22 protein-coding genes are annotated in these 24171 nt (G+C 67.4%); 4 read left to right on the top strand and 18 right to left on the bottom strand.

The genetic code is table 11. From position 1 onward, the window contains the following. Positions 1 to 14 precede the first annotated feature (14 nt). Genes PT015_RS02265 through PT015_RS02255 form a run of 3 tightly spaced genes read right to left on the bottom strand, consistent with a single transcriptional unit; the run spans position 15 to position 3293 of the window. Positions 15 to 1796, bottom strand: a complete 1782-nt coding sequence (locus PT015_RS02265; protein ID WP_390887916.1) for an SDR family oxidoreductase — start codon at positions 1794 to 1796, stop codon at positions 15 to 17. A 14-nt stretch (positions 1797 to 1810) separates the two neighbouring features. Further along, positions 1811 to 2731 carry a metal-dependent hydrolase gene (locus PT015_RS02260; RefSeq protein WP_285188517.1) on the bottom strand — a complete coding sequence of 307 codons (921 nt, stop codon included), beginning with the start codon at positions 2729 to 2731 and terminating at the stop codon, positions 1811 to 1813. A gap of 46 nt (positions 2732 to 2777) precedes the next feature. Then, positions 2778 to 3293, bottom strand: a complete 516-nt coding sequence (locus tag PT015_RS02255) for an Lrp/AsnC family transcriptional regulator (RefSeq protein WP_285188516.1) — start codon at positions 3291 to 3293, stop codon at positions 2778 to 2780. A 68-nt stretch (positions 3294 to 3361) separates the two neighbouring features. Here PT015_RS02255 and ald point away from each other — a divergent pair, with 68 nt between their 5' ends. Continuing rightward, entirely contained in the window at positions 3362 to 4477 is a 1116-nt protein-coding gene (gene ald / locus PT015_RS02250; RefSeq protein ID WP_285188515.1) for an alanine dehydrogenase, read from the top strand. A gap of 9 nt (positions 4478 to 4486) precedes the next feature. Here the strand turns inward: ald and PT015_RS02245 are convergent, their stop codons facing one another. The 5 genes from PT015_RS02245 to PT015_RS02225 all read right to left on the bottom strand — a co-directional run bounded on the left by PT015_RS02245 (position 4487) and on the right by PT015_RS02225 (position 10813). Beyond that, the gene (locus tag PT015_RS02245) at positions 4487 to 5509 is read right to left on the bottom strand and encodes a nitronate monooxygenase (RefSeq protein WP_285188514.1); all 1023 of its coding nucleotides are present in this window, start codon (positions 5507 to 5509) and stop codon (positions 4487 to 4489) included. Positions 5510 to 5513: 4 nt separating this feature from the next. Beyond that, positions 5514 to 6866 carry a M16 family metallopeptidase gene (locus PT015_RS02240; RefSeq protein WP_285188513.1) on the bottom strand — a complete coding sequence of 451 codons (1353 nt, stop codon included), beginning with the start codon at positions 6864 to 6866 and terminating at the stop codon, positions 5514 to 5516. Further along, the gene (locus PT015_RS02235) at positions 6844 to 9117 is read right to left on the bottom strand and encodes a polyribonucleotide nucleotidyltransferase (protein WP_285188512.1); all 2274 of its coding nucleotides are present in this window, start codon (positions 9115 to 9117) and stop codon (positions 6844 to 6846) included. The genes PT015_RS02240 and PT015_RS02235 overlap by 23 nt, the downstream gene beginning before the upstream one ends. Positions 9118 to 9448: 331 nt before the next feature. Beyond that, positions 9449 to 9718 (bottom strand): 30S ribosomal protein S15, encoded by a 270-nt coding sequence (rpsO, locus tag PT015_RS02230; RefSeq protein WP_067332662.1) that lies wholly within the window; start codon positions 9716 to 9718, stop codon positions 9449 to 9451. Between the two features lie 120 nt (positions 9719 to 9838). Further along, the gene (locus tag PT015_RS02225; RefSeq protein ID WP_285188511.1) at positions 9839 to 10813 is read right to left on the bottom strand and encodes a bifunctional riboflavin kinase/FAD synthetase; all 975 of its coding nucleotides are present in this window, start codon (positions 10811 to 10813) and stop codon (positions 9839 to 9841) included. 79 nt (positions 10814 to 10892) lie between these two features. On the opposite strand from PT015_RS02225, the gene mntR reads away from it, so the two are divergent. Beyond that, on the top strand, positions 10893 to 11588 hold the full coding sequence (gene mntR / locus PT015_RS02220) for a manganese-binding transcriptional regulator MntR (protein WP_285188510.1): 696 nt from the start codon (positions 10893 to 10895) through the stop codon (positions 11586 to 11588). Here mntR and PT015_RS02215 read toward each other — a convergent pair. Then, the gene (locus PT015_RS02215; RefSeq protein WP_285188509.1) at positions 11585 to 12619 is read right to left on the bottom strand and encodes an AraC family transcriptional regulator; all 1035 of its coding nucleotides are present in this window, start codon (positions 12617 to 12619) and stop codon (positions 11585 to 11587) included. The two genes, mntR and PT015_RS02215, sit on opposite strands and share 4 nt — an antisense overlap. 72 nt (positions 12620 to 12691) lie before the next feature. Between PT015_RS02215 and PT015_RS02210 the strand changes: the two genes are divergently transcribed. Continuing rightward, complete coding sequence (locus PT015_RS02210; RefSeq protein WP_285188508.1) at positions 12692 to 14083, top strand: cytochrome P450; 1392 nt, start codon at positions 12692 to 12694, stop codon at positions 14081 to 14083. Then, positions 14080 to 14949, top strand: a complete 870-nt coding sequence (locus PT015_RS02205) for an SDR family NAD(P)-dependent oxidoreductase (RefSeq protein ID WP_285188507.1) — start codon at positions 14080 to 14082, stop codon at positions 14947 to 14949. Before PT015_RS02210 ends, PT015_RS02205 begins: the two co-directional genes overlap by 4 nt. Here the strand turns inward: PT015_RS02205 and PT015_RS02200 are convergent. The 9 genes from PT015_RS02200 to PT015_RS02160 all read right to left on the bottom strand — a co-directional run bounded on the left by PT015_RS02200 (position 14873) and on the right by PT015_RS02160 (position 24145). Then, complete coding sequence (locus tag PT015_RS02200) at positions 14873 to 15745, bottom strand: SDR family oxidoreductase (protein ID WP_285188506.1); 873 nt, start codon at positions 15743 to 15745, stop codon at positions 14873 to 14875. The genes PT015_RS02205 and PT015_RS02200 overlap by 77 nt on opposite strands. Beyond that, entirely contained in the window at positions 15742 to 17208 is a 1467-nt protein-coding gene (locus PT015_RS02195; RefSeq protein WP_285188505.1) for a flavin-containing monooxygenase, read from the bottom strand. The genes PT015_RS02200 and PT015_RS02195 overlap by 4 nt, the downstream gene beginning before the upstream one ends. After that, complete coding sequence (locus tag PT015_RS02190) at positions 17208 to 18032, bottom strand: SDR family NAD(P)-dependent oxidoreductase (RefSeq protein ID WP_285188503.1); 825 nt, start codon at positions 18030 to 18032, stop codon at positions 17208 to 17210. Before PT015_RS02190 ends, PT015_RS02195 begins: the two co-directional genes overlap by 1 nt. An 84-nt stretch (positions 18033 to 18116) precedes the next feature. Then, a complete protein-coding gene (locus PT015_RS02185; protein WP_285188502.1) occupies positions 18117 to 19697 on the bottom strand; it encodes an acyl-CoA synthetase in 1581 nt (526 codons plus the stop codon). Then, positions 19694 to 20659, bottom strand: coding sequence for an alpha/beta hydrolase (locus tag PT015_RS02180; RefSeq protein WP_285188501.1), 966 nt, complete (start codon positions 20657 to 20659; stop codon positions 19694 to 19696). The genes PT015_RS02185 and PT015_RS02180 overlap by 4 nt, the downstream gene beginning before the upstream one ends. After that, entirely contained in the window at positions 20659 to 21915 is a 1257-nt protein-coding gene (locus PT015_RS02175; RefSeq protein WP_285188499.1) for an acyl-CoA dehydrogenase family protein, read from the bottom strand. Before PT015_RS02175 ends, PT015_RS02180 begins: the two co-directional genes overlap by 1 nt. A 29-nt stretch (positions 21916 to 21944) precedes the next feature. Continuing rightward, positions 21945 to 22814: an SDR family oxidoreductase gene (locus tag PT015_RS02170; RefSeq protein ID WP_285188497.1), complete on the bottom strand. Its 870-nt coding sequence runs from the start codon at positions 22812 to 22814 to the stop codon at positions 21945 to 21947. A 19-nt stretch (positions 22815 to 22833) separates the two neighbouring features. Next, positions 22834 to 23694, bottom strand: a complete 861-nt coding sequence (locus PT015_RS02165; RefSeq protein WP_285188495.1) for a MaoC/PaaZ C-terminal domain-containing protein — start codon at positions 23692 to 23694, stop codon at positions 22834 to 22836. 10 nt (positions 23695 to 23704) lie between these two features. After that, positions 23705 to 24145 carry a type II toxin-antitoxin system Rv0910 family toxin gene (locus tag PT015_RS02160; protein ID WP_285188494.1) on the bottom strand — a complete coding sequence of 147 codons (441 nt, stop codon included), beginning with the start codon at positions 24143 to 24145 and terminating at the stop codon, positions 23705 to 23707. Between the last annotated feature and the right edge of the window lie 26 nt (positions 24146 to 24171).

Below are 24171 nucleotides of genomic sequence, written 5' to 3'. Positions count from 1 at the left end.
ATAATCTCCGTGTCTCAGGGGCGAATGTCGTAGCGGGCCAGCAGGCGGATCAACGCGGGGCTGATACGCCGCAGCGCGTAGCCGACCCGCGACTCGGCGGCGATCGGCACCACCGGGGTGCCGCTCTTGACAGCCTTGACAATCGCCTTGGCGGTGGCTTCCGGCGTGTAGTTGCGGCGGCGGTACACGACGTCGGCCTTGTGCCGGGCGGTGTCCTGCTGCTCGGCCGTCATGCCGGCGTAGACGGTGTTCTTCGCGATGTTGGTGTTGACGAATCCGGGGCACACCGCGGTGACGGTGATGCCGTCGTCGGCCAGGTCGGCCCGCAGCGATTCGCTGAACGCCAGCACCGCGGCTTTCGTTGTGCCGTAAGCGATCATCGACTTCGATGGCAGAAATGCCGCCGCGGACGAGACGTTGATGATGGTGCCGCCCTGGCCGCGGTCGACCATCTGCCTCGCGAACGCCCGGCTGCCGTTGAGCACGCCGTGCAGGTTGACGTCCAGGATGTTGTCCCAGTGCGCCGGGGTGGTCTCGAGAAATCGGCCGGCCATCCCGATCCCGGCGTTGTTCACCAGGATGTCGACCACGCCGTGGTCGTTGTTGACCTGTGCGGCAAGCGCATTGATCGCCGTAGCGTCGCTGACGTCGGCCTGGTAGGCGGCGGCGTCGGCACCGACTTCGCGGACCGCGGCGGCGGTCTCCTGCGCGGCGGCCAGGTCTCGGTCGACGATCACGACGGTGTCGGCCCCCTGACGGGCCAGCTCGAGCGCGGTCGCGCGGCCGATGCCAGCGCCCGCCCCGGTGATCAGGGCCAGCTTGCCCCGGACGTCCCGGCGACCGGTGTGCACGGCGCCGGCCGTCGTCAACGCGGCACCGTCGACGTGCCTGTCGATCCACTCGCCGGCCAAACGTGCGATCACGTCGGGCCGCGCGGTGACCACCCAGTGGCCGCCTTCGATCGCAACGACTCTGCTGCCCAAAGGGATTGAGCCGGTGTATCGCTGCAGCGCGGGCGTGACGAACATGTCCTTCCGCGGTACCAGCACCTGGACCGGAACATCGGTGTGCGGCAGCCGCGTGCCGGACGCCAGGAACGGGCCGGGCATGTTGGCGCGATACAGGTTGAGCCCGTTGACGTAGTCGCCGCGCGACCGCACCGGGTCACCGCCGCGAGACTGGGTGCTGGAATTGCCGATACGGCCAAAAGCCTCAACCATTTTCACGCCCACCCGGGCGCGGATCAACAGTTCCGGCAGACCCGGGGTGAGGAAGAACCAGATGTAGCCCGAGCCGAACAGCTGCCGGGTCACGTCGACCAGACCGCGCGGGCCGCGGGCCGAGCGCAGGAATTTGCCCGCGTAACGCAGGTGCGGCCCGGAGATCGAGGTGAACGAGGCGATCTTGCTCATCACCGTGTCATCGGTGACCGCCGCCCAGCTCTGGATCGAGCCCCAGTCGTGCGCCAGCAGATGGACCCGCCCGACGCCTAGGCTGTCGATGACAGCGCCGAGGTCCGAAACCAGTTGGGCGAAGCGGTAATCGGATTTCTTCGCCGGGCGCGACGATTCCCCGGCTCCTCGCACGTCGTAGGCGACGACGTTGTAGCGGCCACCGAGTTGCTCGGCGACGCCGTCCCACAAATGGTGGTTGTCCGGCCAACCGTGCACGGCCAGCACGGTCGGCCGCTGCGGGTCGATGTCGGTGTAGGCGTGCACAGCCAGCGTCACGCCGTCCGAGGCGGTCACGGTGCTGTGGGTCGGCACGTGGGAATGACTGGTCGAAGCGGTGGTCATGGGATCCTCTCGACTCAGTGCGAGGCGCGGGCGGCGGGCGAGATCGCCAGGTAGTCAACCGCTTTCTCGACACCGCCCAGTTGCGACGGGTGGAAGCGGGGCAGGTAGTAGGCGGCGATGACACGGACGAATCGCATCGGTCCCGGCATCAGTCCGCGCCGCGCGGCCTTGTAGTAGTCGCGCCAGCGCGCCTTGGTGCCCGGCGGTACCTGCGGGTCGATCGAGTACATGAAACGCACCCCGCGCACCCACACCTGGAAGATCATCGGCGTCACGATCAGCTGCGTGCGAACCTGGCGCAGGTAGCCCGCCCGCAAATGTTTCATCAGGTCGAACGCGACGGCCTTGTGCTCGACTTCCTCGGCGCCGTGCCAGCGCAGCATGTCCAGCATCACCGGGTCGGTGCCGATCGCATCCAGCTCGGGGGTGTCGAGAATCCACTCGCCCAGGATCGCGGTGTAGTGCTCGATCGCCGAAACGAGCGCGACCCGTTCGAGCAACCAACTGCGTTGGCGCCGCTCGCTCCAACCCGGCCGATCCCCCAGTAGCTTGGCGAACAGCCAGGAGATCTGGTTGGTGAAGGGCGTCACGTCGACCTGGTTGGCGGCGAAATACTCCTGCACTCCGGTGTGGGCCTGCGCGTGCATGGCCTCCTGCCCGATGAACCCCTGCACGTCGAGACGCAGCTCGTCGTCCTTGATCAGCGGGAGGGCCTGCTTGAACAGATCGACGAAGAACTCCTCGCCGGCCGGCAGCAGCAGGTGCAGCACGTTGAGCATGTGGGTCGTGAACGCTTCGCCGGGCACGTAGTGAAACGGCAGATTCGCCCAGTCGAAGGCGACGTCGCGCGCCTCCAGGACCAAACGCTCGTGATCGGCCAGCGTGCCGCTCCCCGGCAGGTGCGGACCGACAGCCTCGTCGTTGACCGTGAACATTTGCAGCAGCATACCCGGTACCGCTGGTATCGGGAATGCACCGCGGTCAGACGGGCGCGGCCCCGCGCAGATGCTCGAAGATCAGCGAGGTCTGGGTGCCCGCAACGTCGGCGTCGGCGTTGAGGTTCTCCACCACGAAGGAGCGCAGGTCCTCGGTGTCGCGCGCGGCGACATGCAGGATGAAGTCCTCGGTGCCGGCCAGGAAGTAGACGTCCATCACCTGGGGCCGAAGCCGAATCTGCTGAATGAAGTCGCGAATCTGGCCGCGGGCGTGCGATTGCAAACTGACCGAAATCATTGCCTGCAGCGGTAATCCGACCGCAGCGGGATCGATGTCGGCATAGAAGCCCCGGATGACGCCCATCTCGAGTAGTCGACGGACCCGGCCGTGACAGGTCGACGCGGCGATGTCGAGTTCCTCGGCCAGAGCGCTGTTGGTCATGCGCGCGTCGGCATGCAGCAGACTCAGGATTCTGCGATCAACCTGGTCCAATTGCGGCGGCCGAAGATCCTTCGGCAGCGACATTCCCCGGCCGGGTGAGACTGCACTTTCTTCGTACATTCTATGAATGTAGCGCTATGCCTTCGGCATCTTTGCGCCAAACACGAAGTTTCTTCACAATTGACGGTATGCGTGTTGGCATCCCAACCGAAGTCAAGAACAACGAATACCGCGTGGCGATCACCCCGTCCGGGGTCGCCGAGTTGACTCGTCGCGGCCATGACGTGCTGTTCCAGGCCGGCGCCGGTGACGGGTCGGCGATCACCGACTCCGACGTCAAAGCCGCAGGCGCGCAAGTGGTCTCCACCGCGGACGAGGTATGGGCCGAGTCCGACCTGATTCTCAAGGTGAAAGAGCCGATCCCGCAGGAGTATTCGCGGATGCGCTCCGGCCAGACCTTGTTCACGTATCTGCATCTGGCGGCATCCCGGTCGTGCACCGAGGCGCTGTTGGCGTCGAAAACGACGTCGATCGCATATGAGACCGTGCAGACTCCCGACGGCGCGCTGCCGCTGTTGGCCCCGATGAGTGAGGTCGCGGGCCGGTTGGCGGCGCAGGTCGGCGCCTATCACCTGATGCGCACCCACGGCGGACGCGGCGTGCTGATGGGCGGGGTGCCGGGCGTCGAACCGGCGATCGTCGTGGTGATCGGCGCGGGCACGGCCGGACACAACGCCGCCCGCGTCGCGCACGGGATGGGCGCGTCCGTCAGCGTGCTCGACATCAACATCGACAAGCTGCGCGACGTCGACCAGGGTTTCAGCGGCCAGATACAGACCCGTTACTCGACGGCGCTGGAGTTGGAGGCCGCCGTCAAGCGGGCCGATCTGGTGATCGGTGCGGTGCTGCTACCGGGCGGAAAGGCGCCCACCCTGGTATCGAATTCACTTGTGGCGCACATGAAGCCGGGCGCAGTGTTGGTGGACATCGCCATCGACCAGGGCGGCTGTTTCGAGGATTCGCGGCCGACCACACACGACGAACCGACGTTCGCCGTGCACGACACGCTCTTCTACTGCGTGGCCAACATGCCCGCCGCGGTCCCCGCGACGTCGACTGTAGCGCTGACCAACGCGACCATGCCGTACGTGCTCGACCTCGCCGACAAGGGGTGGCGTGACGCGTGCCAGTCGAATCCGGCGCTCGCCAAAGGTCTTTCCACGCACGACGGCGCGCTGCTCAGTCAGCGCGTCGCCGCCGACTTGGCGCTGCCGTTCACCGACCCGGTGGCACTGCTGATCTGAATCGAAGGCTCAGCCGTGGCCGAGGGCGTCGACGATGTCCTTGGCCGGCCCGGTCTGAGCTTTGCGGTAGCCGGTGCCCGCCCACAGGTTGGTGCCGTGCGGGTCCTCGATTTCTACGGCGGCCCGGCGGATCGGCGAGGTCATCTGGTTGACCTCCGGATAGCCCAGCGGCGCAATCTGATCCATCATCCGGGTGAAGTCGTTCGCCAGTCCGCGGGCGTAACGACCCGAAAACGCCCGCGTGACAACGGTCGTATCGAATTGCGGATGCCCGAGCGCCGAGCGGTGCGCGGCGTTGGTGCCGGCCTCATCGGATAGCAGCAGCGCGGTGCCGATCTGCGCGGCGGCCGCTCCCCGTCGTAGCACCGCGGCGACGTCCTCGGCGGTCGCCAAACCGCCGGCGGCGATCAGGGGCACATCGTGGGCGTGGCCGATGCGGTCCAGCAGTTCCGTCAGCGGTTCGGTGCCGGGGCTCATGTCCGGCGCGAACGTGCCACGGTGGCCACCCGCGTCGGGCCCCTGCACGACCAGGCCGTCCGCACCGGCCGCTACGGCGACCCCGGCCTCGTAGGCCGACGTCACGGTGATGTAGAGGAGCATGCCCAGTGCCCCGAACCAGCGCAGCACGTCCGGTGACGGCGCACCGAAGGTGAACGACACCAACTCGGGCCGAAGGTCGGCGATCACCTCGAGCTTCTGCTCCCAGCCGTCGTCGTCCCCGAACTGCGGGAAGCCGACCTCGACGTCGTAGTGCTCGGCCAACGCGTCGAGTGCCTCGGCGTAGTGGTCCAGCGCGATGACGTCGGCGACGCTGGGCTGTGGCACGAAGAGGTTGACGCCGATCGGACCGGTCGTCGCGGCGCGCGCCTTGGTTATGTCATCGGCAAGACGCTCGGCGCTGATGTAGCCGCCAGCCAGGAATCCGAGACCACCGGCGTTGGACACCGCCGCTGCCAGCGCGGGTGTGCCGGGCCCGCCTGCCATCGGTGCGCCCACGATCGGCACGTCCAGATCCCAGAAGCCCAGTACCATTGCGCTACCTTGTCATTGTCCGAAGTTGTTGCGGCAGGGACTTTTTCGATGTGTGTGGGCCCAGAACGGCTGCGCCGTAGGGCTTTGTGAGCAGTTGGCGCGCGATCGCGTTGACCTCCGCCAGGGTGACTTCGTCGAGCTCCTGCAGCGTCCGGTCGATGCTGCGGTGCTCAGCGTAATTCAGCTCGCCGCGACCGATGCGGTGCATCCGCGAACTGGAGTCCTCCAGGCCGAGCACCAGACCGCCGCGCAGCGAGCCTTTCGCGATCCGGCATTCCGTCTCGGTGATCCCGTCGCGACCCACCTCGGCGAGCACGTCTGCGGTCACCCGGATCACCTCGTCGAAGCGCTCGGGCAGGCAGGCGGCGTAAACGGACAGCGCGCCCGCGTCGGAGAACGTGTCCAGCGACGAGTACACCGAGTACGCCAGCCCGCGAGACTCCCGAACCTGTTGGAACAGGCGGGAACTCAGGCCGCCGCCGAGCGCAGTGTTCAGCACCGACAACGCCCAGCGCTGCTTCCAGTGCCGGCCCGGTGTGCGCACCCCGAGAAAGACGTGGGTCTGCTCGGCGTCGCGGTTGACCGTGGTCAGGCGTGGGCGACCGGTGACCCGGCCCGCGCCCTTGCGCGGCGCGATCGCGTGCCGGCCGCGGACCAGTCGCGGCCCGAAATGCTCACGCACCAACTTCACGACGTCGTCGTGGTCGACGTTGCCGGCCACCGCGACGACCATCCGATCGGGCGTGTAGCGCCGTTGGTGGAACGAGTGCAGCTGGGCCCGCGTCATCGACGACACCGACTGCACGCTGCCGATCACCGGACGGCCCACGGGATGATCGCCGAACAGCGCGGCCAGGAATTGGTCGGCCAGCGCGTCCTCGGGGTCGTCGTCGCGCATCGCGATCTCTTCGAGAACAACGTCGCGTTCGAGCTCGACATCGCTTGCGGCGCAACGTCCGTTGAGCACGACGTCGCTGACCAGGTCGACGGCCAGCGCGAGATCGCTGTCCAGCACGTGCGCGTAGTAGCAGGTGTGCTCCTTGGCGGTGAACGCGTTCAGCTCACCGCCGACGGCGTCCATCGCCTGGGCGATGTCGACCGCGCTGCGGGTCGGAGTCGATTTGAACAGCAGGTGTTCCAGGAAATGTGCCGCGCCGGCAACGGTCGCGCCTTCGTCGCGCGATCCGACGCCGACCCACACGCCGACCGACGCGGAGCGCACGCCGGGCAGGTATTCGGTGACGACCCGCAGGCCGCCGGGAAGGGTGGTGCGCCGGAACGCCGCGGACGGCTCAGAAGAGTGCCGGCCGCGGCGTAACGGCTGAGTCGCGGGACTAACTGCTGGCCGTCGCGGCATCGGCAGGCGCGGTCTCCGAGCTGGGGGCAGCGTCGCCGTTACCGCCGTCAGCGGCGGCGTCTTCGTCGACGAGGACCAGGGAGATCTTGCCCCGCTTGTCGATGTCGGCGATCTCGACACGCAACTTGTCGCCGACGCTCACCACGTCCTCGACCTTCGCGATCCGCTTGCCACGGCCGAGCTTGGAGATGTGCACCAGCCCGTCGCGGCCCGGGAGCAGCGAGACAAACGCACCGAAATCGGTGGTCTTGACCACGGTTCCGAGGAAACGCTCGCCGGTCTTGGGCAGCTGCGGGTTGGCGATCGCGTTGATCTTGTCGATCGCGGCCTGGGCCGCCTCGCCGTTGCTGGCGCCGACGAACACGGTGCCGTCGTCCTCGATGGAGATCTGCGCGCCGGTCTCCTCGGTGATCGAGTTGATCATCTTGCCCTTGGGCCCGATCACCTCACCGATCTTGTCGACCGGCACCTTGATCGTGGTGATCCGCGGCGCGTGCGGGCTCATCTCGTCCGGCTCGTCGATGGCTTCGGCCATCACCTCGAGGATGGTCAGGCGCGCGTCCTTGGCCTGCGCCAGCGCACCGGCCAGCACCTGCGACGGGATGCCGTCGAGCTTGGTGTCCAACTGCAGCGCGGTGACGAAGTCCTTGGTGCCGGCGCACTTGAAGTCCATGTCGCCGAAGGCATCCTCGGCGCCGAGGATGTCGGTCAGCGTGACGAAGCGACGCTCCGTCTTGCCGTCGACCTCGACATCGTCGGACACCAGGCCCATCGCGATACCGGCGACCGGGGCCTTCAGCGGCACACCGGCGTTCAGCAGTGACAGGGTCGAGGCGCAGACCGAGCCCATCGAGGTGGATCCGTTGGAGCCCAACGCTTCCGAGACCTGACGGATCGCGTACGGGAACTCCTCGACGCTGGGCAGCACGGGCATCAGTGCCCGCTCGGCCAGCGCGCCGTGGCCGATCTCGCGACGCTTGGGCGAACCGACGCGGCCTGTCTCACCGGTGGAGAACGGCGGGAAGTTGTAGTGGTGCATGTAGCGCTTGGAGGTCTCCGGTCCCAGCGAGTCGATCTGCTGGGCCATCTTGACCATGTCGAGGGTGGTGACGCCCATGATCTGGGTCTCGCCGCGCTCGAACAGCGCGCTGCCGTGGGCCCGCGGGATCACGGCGACCTCGGCCCCCAGCGCACGGATGTCGGTGATGCCACGGCCGTCGATGCGGAAGTGGTCGGACAGGATGCGCTGGCGCACAAGCTTTTTGGTCAGCGAACGGAACGCCGCGCTGATCTCTTTCTCGCGGCCCTCGTAGGTGCCGGCGAGACGCTCGAGGACCTCGCCCTTGAGTTCGTCGGTACGGCCGTCGCGCTCTTCCTTGCCGGCGATGGTGAGCGCCTTGGAGAGCTCGTCGGTGGCCACCGAGGCCACGGAGTAGTACACGTCGTCCTGATAGTCCGGGAACAGCGGGTACTCGACGGTTTCCTTGCCCGCGGCGTCGTGCAGCTCCTGCTGCGCGGTGCACAGCGCGGCGATGAACGGCTTGGCGGCTTCGAGGCCCTCGGCGACCACGCTCTCGGTCGGCGCTCCCGCGCCGCCGGAAACGAGCTCGATCACGTTGTCGGTGGCCTCGGCCTCGACCATCATGATCGCTACGTCGTCGTCGACCTTGCGACCCGCGACCACCATGTCGAACACGGCGTTCTCGAGCTGCTCGACGGTCGGGAAGGCGACCCACTGGCCGTCGATCAGCGCGACACGCACACCGCCGACGGGGCCGGAGAACGGCAGACCCGAGATCTGGGTCGACGCCGACGCGGCGTTGATCGCCAGAACGTCGTAGAGGTCCTTGGGGTCCAGGCTCAGAACCGTGATGACGACCTGGATCTCGTTGCGCAGACCCGAAACGAAAGTCGGCCGCAGCGGGCGGTCGATCAGACGACAGGTCAGGATCGCGTCGGTGGAGGGACGGCCCTCGCGGCGGAAGAACGAGCCGGGGATGCGGCCCGCGGCGTACATCCGCTCTTCGACGTCGATCGTCAACGGGAAGAAGTCGAAGTGGTCCTTGGGGCTCTTGCTGGCGGTCGTGGCCGACAACAGCATGGTCTCGTCGTCGAGGTAGGCGACGACGGAGCCGGCGGCCTGCTTGGCCAGCCGGCCGGTCTCGAAACGGATGGTGCGGGTGCCGAAGCTCCCGTTGTCAATGGTGGCGGTCGATTCGAACACGCCTTCGTCAATTTCAGCAGCAGACATATGCGTCCGTGCAGCCTCTCTGGGTTTATTCAGCTATTTCGCGCAGGCACGCATGAAACCGGGGAGGTTCTCAGAAGGTTGAGCGTCTGAGTGCGGCGACGGCCGTCGATCGAAGCGGCCGACCTACCCCGGATTCGGGGCGTTCGGCAGCCACTACCGAAGACCGCGCGATACAGACTTGTCTTCCTTCGAAGTCCTGTTGTGCCTCGCTGGAACGGTGCGCGCGGATCGCGCGCGCCGCACCTTGCTCGGGCCGAAGGGCCCAAAACGTCTATGACTCTACACGCCGACCTGCTGATTCCTCACAGCCCGGCGATACCGCGGCCGGCTGTTAGCGGCGCAGGCCGAGCCGCTCGATCAGCGAGCGGTAGCGCTCGACGTCGACCTGGGCGACGTACTTGAGCAGCCGGCGACGGCGACCGACCAGCAGCAGCAGTCCGCGCCGCGAGTGGTGGTCGTGCTTGTGCTGCTTGAGGTGCTCGGTGAGGTCGGCGATCCGCTTGGTCAGCAGGGCAACCTGCGCCTCAGGCGAACCGGTGTCCGTCGCGTGCAGGCCGTAGGAGCCCAGGATTTCTTTTTTCTGCTCGGCGGTAAGCGCCACGAAATATCTCCATCAATAGGTCCGCGAACATTCATTCAGCAGCCGCCACCGCGAACTGCAGCACGCGCCGTATCGCCGGGAAGTCTAACAGCGCCCCGACCAGGGGCAAGAATTGGCAGCTCAGCTGGCGGAAAGCAGCTTGCGGGCCTTCTTGGTGTCTTTGCCCATCGCGGCGACCAGGTCGTCCACCGAGCGGAACTTCTCCTGCCCACGGATGCGCGCGACGAAGTCCAGCGCCACGTGCTGTCCGTACAGGTCGGCGTCGGTGTCGAGGACGAAGGCCTCGACGGTGCGGGTGCGTCCGGAGAAGGTCGGGTTGGTGCCGACCGACACCGCGGCCTGGTAGCGCTCGCCCGGCACCACGCTGCCGGTCACCGGTCCGTGGCCCAGGACGGTGAACCACGCGGCGTACACGCCGTCGGCCGGAATGGCCGAGTGCATCGGCGGGGCGACGTTGGCGGTGGGGAATCCCATCTCGGTGCCCCGCCCGTCGCCGCGCACCACCACGCCCTCGACGCGATGCGGGCGGCCCAGCGCCTCGGCGGCGGCGACCACGTCACCGGCGTCGACACAGGAGCGGATGTAGGTCGAGGAGAACGTCACGGTCTCGGTGCTGTGGTGTTCGGAAACCAGCGACATGGCCTCGACCGCGAACCCTAGGCGCGCGCCGGCGCTGCGCAGGGTCTCGACGGTGCCGGCCGCCTTTTTGCCGAAAGTGAAGTTCTCTCCCACGACCACTTCGACCACATGCAGGTCTTCGACCAGCAGTTCGTGCACGTAGCGCTCCGGCGTGAGTTTCATGAAGGCCGTGGTGAATGGCATGACCAGGAAGACGTCGATGCCGAACTCCTCGGCGAGTTCGGCGCGCCGCGTGAGCGTGGTCAGCTGTGCGGGGTGGCTGCCGGGGTGCACGACCTCCATCGGGTGCGGGTCGAACGTCATCAACACCGTCGGCACTCCGCGGGCGCGACCCGACTTGACCGCGTGTTCGATCAACTCCGCGTGCCCGCGGTGCAGTCCGTCGAACACGCCGATGGTCAGCACACATCGGCCCCAATCCGTGGGGATCTCGTCCTGGCCGCGCCACCGTTGCACGCCTGCAAGCCTACGGGGCCAGGTAGCGCGAGGTCGTGCGAGAGCCGCAGACCAGGTGAGGATTGCTTAAACTTTCGTTGTGCGCCCTGCTGACGAGTCGAACGAGCTCACCGCGGTTGCCCAGGACTACCTCAAGGTCATCTGGAATGCCCAGGAGTGGTCGAGGGACAAGGTCAGCACCAAAATGCTGGCCGACAAGCTCGGGGTATCCGCGAGCACGGCCTCGGAGTCGATCCGCAAACTCGCCGAGCAGGGCCTGGTGGACCACGAGAAGTACGGCGCCGTGACGCTGACCGAGTCGGGGCGCCGCGCCGCGTTGGCGATGGTCCGCCGCCATCGGTTGATCGAGGCCTTTCTGGTCACCGAGCTCGGCTACGGCTGGGACGAGGTGCACGACGAGGCCGAGGTGCTGGAGCATGCGGTGTCCGACCGGCTGATCGCTCGCATCGACGCCAAGCTCGGCCACCCGCAGCGCGACCCGCACGGCGACCCCATACCGGGTTCCGACGGGCAGGTGCCGACTCCGCCCGCGCGTCAGCTGTGGGCCTGCGCCGACGGCGACGCCGGCACGGTCGCGCGGATCTCCGACAAGGATCCCGAGATGCTGCGCTACTTCGACAGCATCGGCATCAGCCTCGACTCGCGGCTCAAGGTGCTCACCCGCCGCGAATTCGCCGGGATGATCTCGGTGACGGTGGAGTCGGCCGACGGTGGACCCACCACGGTGGATCTGGGAAGCCCTGCCGCTCAGGCGATTTGGATGGTCGCCGGCTAGCGTCTGCGGCGCTTACTGGGCGGCTCGCCCTGCGTGCGGATGAACGCGCGGGTGAATGCCGCGGTTTCCGAATACCCGAGCTGACGGGCCGTCTCCTCGACCGTGAGGCCGGACTCCAGCAGCGCGGACGCCAGCGTCACCCGGACCTCGTCGACCAGCGCGCGATAGCTGGTGTGCTCCGCGGCAAGTCGACGGTGCATCGTGCGCTCGGTGATCGAGAACTCCCGTGCGATCTCGGCCATCGACGGCAACCGGCCCGGGTCGCGGATCAGCCGGGCGCGCACCAGCGCGGCCGTCCCGCGGCGCTGACGGCGGGCCTGCAACAGGTCTTCGCACTGCTGAACGCAGGCCTGGGCGGTCGCGGCGTCGGCGGCCGGCATCCCGAGCTGCAACACCTCGACCGGGATGACGATCGCGCTGCGTTGCGACGTGGTATCGATTTCGATTGTCAGCCTGGGGAATTCGAGCCGGTCCAGCGGCAGCTCGAAGCCGGGAACCTCGACGGTGAGCATCACGTCGGACTTCATCTGGCCGACCAGCAACGGCGCCAGGTTGGTGATCGCATACATATCGCGTTCGAGCATGAATTCGCGAACGTCGGTCGGAACGTGGCTGTTGTCGAATTCGATGACCGCGCCCTCGTCGTTGTCGTGGCGGGTCAGCCGCAGAAAAGTGGACGACAGCGCGGCGTAGCGGCACGCGGCGTTGATCGCATCGCCGATCGTGGGGCTGGCCAGCAACGCGTAACCGAGAATCCCCATGTTCGCGAAGTTGTACTGCAGCCCGACGTCGCGGGCGAAGTCGTGCGAATCATCAACGCGGGCAAGGATATTACGCAAGATGCGCAGCTCCTGGCCGGCCTGCACCTCGGTGGCGTTGTCGTCGATGTCGGCGACGGTCAGGCCTGTGTCACCGAGACAGACCGCGGCATCGATGTCATGCAGGCGGGCCGCCGCCAGCAAGTGCCGGCACGTCGCCACCGGCCGTGGAACGTCCCATTCGGCCTGTTGATGGTCTTCGTCGACCAGCATGTGTCCGAACGTATCAAATCGGCGTCCGTACCGATCATTCCAGCGCACCGTGAGGCTTCGTAATGTCGCGTTATGACGCTGGATACGACGCTCACCCGGCCCCGGCAGCTGCCGCTCACCGCCCTTCCGCGCCTGCTGCGGACCGCACGGCGTGACATGGTGCCGGCGCTCAATGTGCTGTTCGAGGAGACCGGCTCGCCGGCCCGGATGCGCGTCCCCGGGGTGGTCAATCTAGTGCTGGTCGACCGCCCCCAGGACGTCGAGCAGGTCTTTCTGCGCAAGCAGGACATCTACGTCAAGGGCGAGGAGTACGACGTGCCCGCGCTGGGCCTGCGCCGCGGGCTGGTGACCAGCCGCGGGGATCGGTGGAAACGCGACCGCGCCATGCTCAATCCGATGTTCGCCCGCCGCCATCTCGAGGTCTTCACCAGCAGCATGGTCAACCAGGCGGGTCTGATGCTGGACGGCTGGGCGGCACACCCGGACGGCGCTCGGATCGACGTGGCCCACGAGATGATGGTGGTGGCACTGCAGATCGCCGCCGAGACGATGTTCGGCACGCACCTTTCCGACGAGGAGGTGGCCACCATCGGCGATGGCCTGACGCAGGCCCTCGAAGACATGCTGCGCGTGGGCAATTCGCCGGTGACCTGGCTGCTGCAGGCATTGCCGGGGATGGACATGGCCTCGGCCGCCTCGGCGCACTGGCGGGCCCGGCGCATCGCCCACCGCCTGCGCGAACTTGACGCGATGATCACCAAGCGGATCGAGCAACGCGATCCCGAAGATCAGCCCACGGACTTTCTCGGCCTGGTGCTGGCCGCGCGGGATCAGGCTACCGGACAACACCTCTCGCGCAGCGAGGTCTTGGAGCAGTCGGCCACCTTCCTCGCGGCCGGCCACGAGACCACCGCGACGGCGATGGCATGGTTCTGGCATCTACTGTCGCAGAACCCCGAGGCGCGCGCCCGCATGCTCGACGAGGTGGACGCCGTGCTGGACGGCCGTACCCCCGGATACGAAGATGTCGACCGCCTGCCGTGGACCAGAGCCTGCTTCTCCGAGGCGATGCGAATCCACCCGCCGGTGTACCTGTCGATGCGGCGGGCGACCGCCGACGACGACCTGAACGGCTACCACATCCCCCGGGGGACGATCGTGGTCGTGCTGACGCACCGGCTGCATCGCAATCCCGAATTCTGGCCGGAGCCAGAATGTTTCGACCCCAGCCGTTTCCTATGCGCGGCCGCCGACCGACCGAAGGCGGCGTACGTCCCGTTCGGTGGTGGTCGGCGCATCTGCATCGGTACGCAGTTCGCCTTGCTGGAGGCCACGATGATTGCCGCGGCCACCAGCCAGCGATTCCTGCTGGATCCGGTGCCCGGTCATGTGGTCACCGAGGAGGGCTTCACCACGCTGCGCCCGAAAGGTGGCCTTCCCATGGTGATTCGGCGACGCTCATGAAGGAACGCGTGCCGGTCGCCGGCCGCACGGCGGTGATCAGCGGCGCCGCGTCCGGCATCGGCCGCGCGCTTGCGGTGCGCCTGGCCGAGCACGGTTGCGCACTGGCGCTCTCCGACTGGGACGAGGCCGGACTGAAAGAGACTGCGGCGGCGGTAGATACACCGGTGCTAACCCGGGTTCTCGACGTCCGCGACCGTGACGCCCAACTGTCCTGGGCCGACGATGTCGCCGGCTGGTCCCCGTCACGACTTGGCATGGTGGTGAACAACGCCGGGGTGGTACTCACCCAATGGGCCGCGCAGGCCGACTACGACGACGACAAGTGGTTGATGGACATCAACTTCTGGGGCGTCGCACACGGCACCCGGGCCTTCTTGCCGCATCTCATCGATCAGGGATCCGGGGCAGTCGTCAATCTGTCGAGCATCTTCGGGCTCTGCGCATTTCCCAGCCAGAGCGCCTACTGCGCAGCGAAATTCGCGGTCCGCGGCTACACCGAGGCGGTGCGACAGGAGTTGCACGGCACCGGCGTGCGGGCCATCACGGTACATCCGGGCGGGGTGCGGACGCCGATCACCCGCAAGGGCCGTGTCCGGGTCGACCCGTTGGGCGATCCGGACCTGGAGAAGTTCCATCAGAACTTCTCGGCCATCGCGCTGACCTCACCGGAGCAGGCCGCCGAGACAATTCATCGCGGTGTCGCTCGGGGCCACGCGCGGATCCTGGTCGGCCTCGACGCACGGCTGACTCTCGTCGCCACGACGATGCTCCCCACCCGCTACGCCGACGTCATGCGGTTGGCCGCTCCCCTGGCTCGCGCTGCCCTGCAGCGGCAACTGCCCTGGCGTGATAGGCATCCCGGGTAGCCTGGTCGACCGCGAGGTAGGCCTGCTCGGTCTTGGTGACACGGGCGAGAAAGCGACGCGGCCGCTCCGGCATCACAAATGCGGTCCGCAGCAGCATCTGCATGCGCCGCGGCACGAACGACATCGCCTTGTGATTGCACGCGGCGGCGACGACCGCGATCGCGATGTCTTCGGGTTCGACCGACACGAAATTCTCGATCGCCGGCGACAGTCGAATGCCGGCCGACAGTTCGGTGTGCACCACGCCCGGCAGAATCGCGCAGACCTGAATTCGGTGCGGGCGCAGTTCTTCACGCAACGCGTGGGTCAGACCCACCACCCCGAACTTGGTCGCGCAGTAGGTGGCCACCCCGGGGAACCCGGCGACGCCGGCCATCGACGCCACGTTGACGATCGTCCCGCCACCGCGGGGAATGAAGCGTGCGGCCGCGAGCTTACAGCCCAACATCACCCCACGAAGATTGATGTCGATCATCTTGTCCTGAGCGGCCGTCGACTCGTCGAGAAATTCGCCGGTGAGCATCACGCCCGCGTTGTTGACCATGACGTCGAGCGGGCCGAGCGCGCGTGCGGCGTCGTCGAGGAACGCGGAAAACGATTCCGGCGCAGTCACATCGAGCGGTAGCGCGATCACATCGCCGTCGATGTCCGCGGCGGCCCGCTTGGCCAGATCGGCGTCGAGATCGCCGATCGCCACCTTGGCTCCGTCCGCCGCGAAGGCCCTGGCGGTGGCGAGGCCGATTCCCCGGGCGCCGCCGGTGATCGCCACGACGCGGCCGTGCACGGTTGCTTTCATGCGGTCCTCACCATGGTCTTGATGTCGTAGTCGTTGATGTCAGGTGTGGCGGCCAGTCGCTGCCGGTACTCGTGCGGGGTCCACGGCCAGAGTTCGGGCAGCCCGTCGGCACCGAGATACCAACTGGTGCACCCCGTGGCCCACACCGTGCCCGGCATGGCCCGCTTCATGCTCGCGTTGAAGTCGTCGGTCGCGCGGTGGGTGGGCGCGACGCTGTCGAATTCACCGGTGCGCCAACGCTTGATCCACCTGACGATGTGGTTGGCCTGCGCCTCGGCGATCGCGGTCAGCGAGTAGTTGCCGACCGGGCTGTGCGGGCCCATCAGCATGAAGAAGTTCGGGAAACCCGGCAGCGCCACGCCCAGATGCGCCCTGGGACCCTCGTCCCACAGTTGCTGCAACGTCAGGCCGTCGCGGCCGGTCAACGCCATCGGCCGCATGAAGGCGTGCGCGTCGAAACCGGTGGCCAGCACGATCGCATCGAGTTCACGCAATTCGCCGCTGGCCGTGACGATTCCGCGTCGTTCGACATGGTCGATGCCGGCGTCGACGAGGTGCACGTTGTCGCGCTGCATGGCCGGGTAGAAGCCCGCGGACATGATCAGGCGCCGGCACATCGGCTGATAGTCCGGGGTGAGGCGGCGGCGTAGGTCGGGGTCGCGGACCGACCGCAGGTTGGCACGGCAGCAGAAATTCATGAACCGGCGTCGCCAGCCCGGTCGCACCAGAGCGCCGGCCAGCCACTCGAACACCAGGTGGTAGACGTAATACGCCAGCGCACTCAGCCTCGGCACCCGACGATGAATCGGCGGCGACCAGCGCCGGTAATGGGGATTCGGCAACGGCAGAATCCATTGGGCGCTGCGCTGGAAGAGGTCTAGGCGCCCCGCGGAATCGGCCAGCCCGCAGACGATCTGCGCTCCGGTCGACCCGGTGCCGATGACGGCGACCCGCTTCCCGGTCATGTCGACGGAATGGTCCCATCGTGCGGAATGCATGACGGGCCCCTCGAAGTAAGTCAGTCCATTGATCGCGGGCACACGTGGCTCGCGTAGCACACCGGTCGCCGCGACCAGAAAGTCGTGCGAGACCCGTTCGCCGGCATTGGTGGTGAGATACCAACGGCTGTCGGCGAATTGCGCGTCGACGATCTCGACGCCGAAGCGGATGATCTCGCGCAGCCGGTAGCGGTCGGTGATCGCCTCGAAGTAGTCGTGGATCTCGGGCCCAGGAGAAAAGAGGTGCGTCCAGCCCGGATTCATCGCGAAGGTGAACTGGTAGAACCGCGACGGGACGTCGCAGGACAAGCCGGGGTAGGTGTTGTCGCGCCAGGTTCCGCCGACGTCGCCGGCTTTCTCGTAGATGGTCACGTCGGTGACGCCGGCTTGCCGCAGCAGGATCGCCTGGCAGATGCCGGACATACCGGCGCCGATGATCCCCACCGACGGATGTCGTTGTGACATCAGCGAACTCCCTTCACCTGATCGGCGCGGACTGCGCGGCGAACGCTCGGCAGGACCGCGAGCAGTCGATCCACAAGGAACAACAGCGGCCGAAGGTCGAGCATCGGCGCGACCCACCAGGGCGCGTAAACCCGTCGTGCGCGCCCCGCAAGTCCCTTGGTGATGGCGCCGGCGGCCACCTCGACCGGGGCCATGGCACCGAAGGGCCCGGGCAGGATGTGCCCGAGACCCGACCGGTCGACGATCTCGTTCGCCAACCCGGTGTCGATCAGACCGAAGTACGCGATGCCGAGGCCGACCCCGTCGCCGGCCGCCTCGATGCGCGCCGCACGCACCAACGATTCGACGCCGGCCTTGGATGACACATACGCGCTCACCAACGGACCGGGGATCACCGAGGCGATCGAGGCGACCACCATCGCGTAGCCGCGGCTGGCCTTGAGGTGCGGCAGCGCGGCGTGCAGGGTGTGGAAGGCGCCGATCAGGTTGACATCGATCACCTTCCGCCACTCGTCCGGGTCGACCGCGGCCACCGACGATCCCGGCCCGGCGACTCCGGCGTTGGCAAGCACGATGTCCACCGACCCGAAGTGTTCTGCGGCGGCGGCCAATGCCGCGTGCACCGAGTCCGCCGAGGTGACGTCGGCGTCGAATGCCGCTGCGGCGGAGCCGAGTTCGGCCGCCAGCCGCTGGGCGCCCGGGACGTCGCGATCGAGCAGCGCCACCCGCGCGCCGGCGCCGACGAGATCCCGCGCAACGTGGGCACCGATCCCGTGGGCCGCGCCGGTGATCACCACGACCTTGTCGCGCAGACTCCGGCTCATCTTCATGACGCTACGGCCGCCGGGGCCGAAGAGGAATGCGCGAACCAGACGGCGATTTGACATCTTCAGACACGGCGTCGACTCCTAGCTGCCCGTGAGTTGCCTTCGCAGGACCTTGCCGGCCTCATTGCGGGGCAGACGCTCGATGAAGACCACGTCCCGCGGGATCTTGTGCCGGGCCAGGTGAGCGCGGACATGCGACTTGACGGCGTCGGCGTCCAGCCCCGAATCGGGCCGGCTGACCACATAGGCGGCCAGTCGTTTGCCGAAGTCCTCGTCGTCGACGCCGACGACCGATGCCTCGACGACGTCCGGGTGCTCGGCGAGCAGGTTCTCGACCTCCAGAGGAAAGACGTTCTCGCCGCCGGAGACGATCATGTCGTCGTCGCGGCCGTCGATGAACCACAGCCCGGTCTCGTCGAAGTGGCCGGTGTCACCGGTGGACAGCAACCCGTCGACGATCTCTTTGTTCCCGCCGTCGGTGTAGCCGGTGAAGCTCAAACCGCTTGACACGAACAGGGTTCCAACCTTGCCGGGCTCGGTGATCGGGCGGCGGTTCTCGTCGTAGAGCACGACGGTGCAGCCGACCGGCGGCCGGCCGACCGTACCCGGGGAGCTGTGCAGTTCGTCGGGTGTGGCCACGGCGGCGACCGCGACCTCGGTGGAGCCGTAGAGGTTGTAGAGCACCGGCCCGAAAGCCTCGTGGGTGCGGCGGCACAGCGCCGGCGACAGCGACGAGCCCGCCGCGAACAGCACTTCCAGTGCCGACGTGTCGTACTTGGCCAGCACGTCGGGCCCCAGGTCGAGAATGCGTTGCAGCATGGTCGGCACCAACACCACTGCCCGCACGCGGTATTCGGCGATGGCCTTCAGCGTCGACTCCGGGTCGAAGCGCCGTGCCATCACCACCCGGTTGCCCATCACCAGACCCAGCGAGCAAGTCGCCAAGCCGGTGGCATGGAACAGCGGCGCGGCGATGTAGTAGGCGCCGTCGCGTGGCCACGGGATGCGGTCGAGCAGCTGCGCGGACTGCGACGGGTCGATCTTGTTGCGCGGCACACCTTTCGGGGTGCCGGTGGTTCCGCTGGTGAGCAGCGCCATGCCGCCCGGCTGCCGCGGCGCGGGCAGCGGCGACGTCGACTGGGTGTCGGTCAGTTCGTGTAACCGGCTACTGGTGAACCGCAGGGTTTCCGTCGGCAGTGTCGCCAGGAGGTCGTCGAACTCGTCGTCGACCAGAATGCAGCTGACGTTCTCCCGCGCGGATACATCGGCCAACTGCGGACCCGCGAAGCCGGTGTTCATCAGCACGGTCCGGACGCCGATCTTGTTGGCCGCGCTGACGGTGACCATCACCTCGCGGCTGTTGCGATGCAGTGTCGCGATCACCTGGCCTGCCCGAATTCCCTTGGCCACCAAGCCACGTGCCAGCGCATTGGACGCCTCGTCGAGCTCACGAAAGCTGACGGTGCCGCGATCGTCGGTGATGGCAGGCGCGTCGCCGTAGCGGGCCGCGCCGTGGCCAATCAGCCCGCCGAACGCGCCGAAACGGCGGATCGCCCGGAAGGCGCGCACCGCCTCGTCAGGGCGACGGAAGTCGACCATGCCGCGCGAGGCGAGGACCCGGGCCGCGGCTAAGCGGGTGCGGATGTCGTCTAGCGCGCTCATGAGGGCGAGTCTGCCGGTGTGACCGTCGAACGCAGGAACTCCCCCGCGACCTTCAGGCTCTCCAGGCTGCCGTCGTCCTGTCGCGGCCACAGCCAGTAGCCGTGCATCAGCCCCGGCCACAGCACCTCTTCACAGCGTCCGCCGGTCTCGCGCACCAGCTGCGCGAATGCCTCGGCGTCGGCTCGCATCACCTCCCGGGACCCGTAATGCACCTGGGTGGGGGGCAAGTCGGCCAGGTCCGCATTCAACAGGCAGAGCCGGGGGTCGGCGGGATCGAAGTCGCCGACGTACAGCGCAACGGCCCGCGCCGCCGCCCGCGGGTCCAGCGGCTGACGCCGGGTCCGCGGATCGGCGATCGAGGCGCGGTACGCCGGATCGATCAATGGCCCGAACAACGCCAGCGCGGCCGGCGCGGGCAACCCTTCTGCCTTGGCGCGCAACGCAAGTGCGATGGCGAGGTGGCCGCCCGCGGAATCGCCGGCCACCACGATCCTCGCCGGGTCGTGACCCTGCTCGAGCAGCCAGCGGTACGCGGCGACGGCGTCGTCCTCGGCCGCCGGAAACGGATGCTCGGGCGCGAGCCGGTAGTCGATCACGAAGGCGGGCATGCCGGCGTGCTTGGCGACCCTCGACGCGAACCCGCGGTGGGTGCGCGCCGAGCAGATCAGGTAGCCGCTGCCGTGTAGCACCAGCATCACGCCGACATCGCGGCGCGCGCCCGGCGGCCAGACCCACTCGCCCGGAATCCCGGGCGGTCCGGGTCGTACCCGGGTCCCCGGCACCGGCGGACTGCTGCGCGCTATCGCGTAGTCGGCGACCGGGCGCAATCGGGCGAGCATCGCCTGGCGCGCCAGCAACCCGTCGAGCATGAAGTTGAACGACGTGCGCGCGAACGGAAGATACGACAGCCCGTCCAGTGCAGCAAACGACCTACGCCGCAACCCTTGTGCCCGCGGGCCCATCAGGCGAGCAGCCCCTTGGCGATATGCGTCACCTGCACCTCGTTGCTGCCGGCGTAGATCATCAGCGACTTGGCGTCGCGGGCCAGTTGCTCGACCCGGTACTCGGCCATATAGCCGTTTCCGCCGAACAGCTGCACGGCGTCCATCGCGACGTCGGTGGCCGCCTCCGAGGAGTACAGCTTGATCGCCGAGGCTTCGGCCAGCGATGGCATCTTGCCCGCCTGAGCCTTTTCCAGCGTCTGGAACACCATGTTCTGCACGTTAATCCGCGCGACTTCCATCTTGGCCAGCTTGAGCTGAATCAGCTGGAACTGGCCGATGTTCTTGCCCCACAACGTGCGGGTTTTGGCGTAGTCGATGCAGAGCCGGTGGCACTCGTTGATGATGCCCAGCGACATCAGCGCGACGCCGATGCGCTCCGCGGAGAAGTTGGCCCGGGCGCTGTCCCGCCCGTCGCCGCCCTCGTGCTGTTCGGTCTCGCCGAGCAGTCGGTCGGGCGAGAGCCGGACGTTGTCGAAGAACAGCTCACCGGTCGGCGACGACATGATGCCCATCTTCTTGAACGGCTTGCCCTGGGTCAGGCCCGCCATGCCGGCGTCCAGCACGAACGTCAGCACCGGGCGGTTGCGTTTGTCGGTCGATCCGTCGTCGAGCTTGGCGTAGACCACCATCACGTCCGCGTACGGCCCGTTGGTGATGAACGTCTTCTGCCCGTTGAGGATGTAGGCCCCATCTGCGTCGCCGGAGCGCCGCACGTACGTCTTCATGCCGCCGAACGCGTCGGAGCCGGAGTCGGGCTCGGTGATCGCCCATGCCGCGATCTTCTCCAGCGTCATGAGTTCTGGTAGCCAGCGCTCCTTTTGGGCCAAGGTGCCGCGGCTCATGATCGTCGCGGCGCCCAGGCCAAGGCTCACCCCGACCGCGCTGAGCAGACCGAGGCTCACCCCGGCGAGTTCGGACACCAGCACGGCCGCCATCGACCCCTGCGCACCGAGGCCGGCGAATCCGCGGGAGGACTTCTTCTCGCCGCTCCCCTCGTGCTTGGCCTCCTGCTTGGCCCGCTCCTTGTCCAGCATCGTCTTGACCGCCTCGGCGGCCATCACGTCGAGACCGAACTCGGTGAACAGCTTGCGCGCAATCGGATACGGCGAAATTTCACCGGTCTCCAGCGCGTCGATATTCGGGCGAACCTCCTTGTCGATGAATCCGCGGATGGTGTCCCGCATGATCAGGTCGGTGTCGGACCATTCGAACATGTTGTGCTCCTTTGCCTAGAGCGGCCAGCTCAATGCGGCAGCCGGGTGGCGATGTCGTCGATCAGCCAGGGGCCGTCGGTCTCGATCGTGTCGACGTCGTGCCAGCCGCCCAGCGACGAGATCGCCCCGCCCTGAACCGCGTACACCTTGCCGGTGATCGGGCACTTGTCGGTGGCCAGGTAGGCGACCAGCGGCGAGATGTTGGCCGGGCTGAACAGGTCGAGCTCGCCGTCCTCCGGCTCGGACATCAGCGCACCCATGCCGGGGGTGGCCAGCGTGAGCCGGGTGCGGGCAATCGGGGCGATTGCGTTGACCCGGACGCCATAGCGCTCGAGTTCCTCGGCGGCGATCAGTGTCAGCGCGGCAATGCCCGCCTTGGCCGAGCCGTAGTTGGCCTGGCCCGCATTCGGCAGTGTCACACCGGAACCCGACGCGGTGTTGATCACCGCGGCGTTGGGCTGGTCGCCGGCCTTCGACTGGGCCTTCCAGTACGCCGCCGCGTGATGCAGCATCGCGAAGTGCCCCTTCAGGTGGACCGCGATCACCGCGTCCCACTGCGCTTCCTCCATGCCCGCGATGAACGCGTCACGCAGGATCCCGGCATTGTTGACCAGGATGTCGAGGCCGCCGAACTCGTCGATCGCTTGTTGCACAACGCTTTCCGCGCCGGCCCAGGTGGCGACGTTCTCGGTGTTGACGACGGCCTGTCCACCTGCCGCCTTGATCTCCTCGACCACCTCGTGGGCAGGGCCGGTGTCGGCTCCCTCGCCCTCGTTGCTGCCGCCGAGATCATTGACGACGATCTTGGCGCCTTCCCTGGCGAAGAGCAGTGCGTGCTCGCGGCCGATGCCGCGGCCCGCACCGGTGATGACCGCGACGCGGCCTTCCAATGCACCCATTGTAGTAAAACTCCTTGTGTCAGTCGGCCAGGACGGCCAGGCCGTCGGTGATGACGAAATCAGCACCTCTGGCCGTTTCGAATGCGTAAGTGGTGGAGCCGTTCTCGCTGCCGACCCGCCAGATCCGGGTCTCCAGGTCGTCGCCGGGAATCACGGGCTTGGAGAACCGGACCGCAAACCGCTTGAGCCGGTTGACATCCGAACTGGCCAGCTCGGTGAGCACCGCCCACGACGTGAACGCCATGGTGCACAGCCCGTGCGCGATGATTCCCGGCAGGCCGGCGCTGATCGCCACCTCTTCGTCGAGGTGGATCGGCATCGGGTCACCGGCCGCCGGCGAGTAGCGGAAGGTCTGGTCGGTGTCGACGTGCTGGACGACCTTGGCCACCGGGGCCTGGTCGCGAAGCGCGGCGTCGAACTTGTGCTCGGGGCTCAGCGTGCCCATCGTCTTGCCCACCGTCATGCCGCGGACGAACGTCGTGACGTACTGCTCGTTGACCAGTTCGCCGTCCTCGGTGCGACATTCGAGCAGGATCGCCGCCCGGGTGCCCTTCTCCAGCCCCTGGTAACCGATCATCTTGCCGCGCGAGACAAGCTTGTCGCCCGGGCGGATCGGCCGGTGGAAGTGGAAGTCCTGCTCGCCGTGCACGACTCGCGGGATGGCCTCGACCGGCATTACGTCGACCGCCGGGGTGAGCAGCGCCTCGAAGACCGGCACGATCGCGAAAACCGGCGGCGCAACGTCCCCTCTGCGGTGCGCGTCGATCGGGTCGTTGGTGGCCGCGGCGTACTCGGCCAGCCGCTCCCGGGTCACCTCGAAACGCTCCTCGTCGGTCCAGCTGTCCAGGCCGCTGTCGTCGAATTCCAAAGTCTCGGTCATGGAGTGACCCCTACGCGGAGGCTGACGCCAGCGCGTCGAGCTGGTCGAGCGTCTTGGCCAGCTGCTTGGCGCCGTCCTTCTCGACGGCCTTACCGAGTGCGCCTTTGATCATCGCGCCCTCGAAGTCACCGGACACGGCGAAGTTCGAACCACTCTCGGCCGGATCGATAGCGAACGTGAATTTGGCCTTGACGCCGGCCATTCCGGTGCCGGAGAGCACCAGCGAACGCGGCGCGTCGACCTTTTCGATCGTCCATTCGATCTTGTTGGCCATGCCGAGCATGACGATCTTGGCGGTCAGCTTGGCGCCCTCGGTCAGGGAGTCGGGCGGGCCTTCGAGCCACTTCTCGTGCACGGTGAACCACTTGTCCCAGTTGGCCAGGTCGCTGACGGTCGCCCACAGTGCGTCCTGGCTGGCGGAGAAGTCGCGGGTTGCTTCGATGTGTCCCATGGTTGTTGCCTTTCGTCGTTGTCGGG

Origin of the sequence: Candidatus Mycobacterium wuenschmannii, assembly GCF_030252325.1 — a bacterium.
GTDB lineage: Bacteria > Actinomycetota > Actinomycetes > Mycobacteriales > Mycobacteriaceae > Mycobacterium > Mycobacterium wuenschmannii.
Note: the sequence above shows the minus strand (reverse complement) of the source record. Positions and strands in the feature narration are given on the sequence as shown.

Bases quoted from the DNA above. Each gene is read 5' to 3' on its own strand.
- PT015_RS02235 (WP_285188512.1), bottom strand. From the start codon at position 9,117: ATGTCTGCTGCTGAAATTGACGAAGGCGTGTTCGAATCGACCGCCACC.
- PT015_RS02255 (WP_285188516.1), bottom strand. From the start codon at position 3,293: ATGTACGAAGAAAGTGCAGTCTCACCCGGCCGGGGAATGTCGCTGCCG.
- PT015_RS02200 (WP_285188506.1), bottom strand. From the start codon at position 15,745: ATGAAAGCAACCGTGCACGGCCGCGTCGTGGCGATCACCGGCGGCGCC.
- PT015_RS02215 (WP_285188509.1), bottom strand. From the start codon at position 12,619: ATGCTGGTCGACGAAGACCATCAACAGGCCGAATGGGACGTTCCACGG.
- PT015_RS02190 (WP_285188503.1), bottom strand. From the start codon at position 18,032: ATGAGCCGGAGTCTGCGCGACAAGGTCGTGGTGATCACCGGCGCGGCC.
- PT015_RS02240 (WP_285188513.1), bottom strand. From the start codon at position 6,866: ATGCCGCGACGGCCAGCAGTTAGTCCCGCGACTCAGCCGTTACGCCGC.
- PT015_RS02260 (WP_285188517.1), bottom strand. From the start codon at position 2,731: ATGTTCACGGTCAACGACGAGGCTGTCGGTCCGCACCTGCCGGGGAGC.
- PT015_RS02170 (WP_285188497.1), bottom strand. From the start codon at position 22,814: ATGGGTGCATTGGAAGGCCGCGTCGCGGTCATCACCGGTGCGGGCCGC.
- PT015_RS02245 (WP_285188514.1), bottom strand. From the start codon at position 5,509: ATGGTACTGGGCTTCTGGGATCTGGACGTGCCGATCGTGGGCGCACCG.
- PT015_RS02160 (WP_285188494.1), bottom strand. From the start codon at position 24,145: ATGGGACACATCGAAGCAACCCGCGACTTCTCCGCCAGCCAGGACGCA.
- PT015_RS02175 (WP_285188499.1), bottom strand. From the start codon at position 21,915: ATGTTCGAATGGTCCGACACCGACCTGATCATGCGGGACACCATCCGC.
- ald (WP_285188515.1), top strand. From the start codon at position 3,362: ATGCGTGTTGGCATCCCAACCGAAGTCAAGAACAACGAATACCGCGTG.
- PT015_RS02180 (WP_285188501.1), bottom strand. From the start codon at position 20,659: ATGGGCCCGCGGGCACAAGGGTTGCGGCGTAGGTCGTTTGCTGCACTG.
- PT015_RS02205 (WP_285188507.1), top strand. From the start codon at position 14,080: ATGAAGGAACGCGTGCCGGTCGCCGGCCGCACGGCGGTGATCAGCGGC.
- PT015_RS02265 (WP_390887916.1), bottom strand. From the start codon at position 1,796: ATGACCACCGCTTCGACCAGTCATTCCCACGTGCCGACCCACAGCACC.
- PT015_RS02185 (WP_285188502.1), bottom strand. From the start codon at position 19,697: ATGAGCGCGCTAGACGACATCCGCACCCGCTTAGCCGCGGCCCGGGTC.
- PT015_RS02165 (WP_285188495.1), bottom strand. From the start codon at position 23,694: ATGACCGAGACTTTGGAATTCGACGACAGCGGCCTGGACAGCTGGACC.
- PT015_RS02210 (WP_285188508.1), top strand. From the start codon at position 12,692: ATGACGCTGGATACGACGCTCACCCGGCCCCGGCAGCTGCCGCTCACC.
- PT015_RS02195 (WP_285188505.1), bottom strand. From the start codon at position 17,208: ATGTCACAACGACATCCGTCGGTGGGGATCATCGGCGCCGGTATGTCC.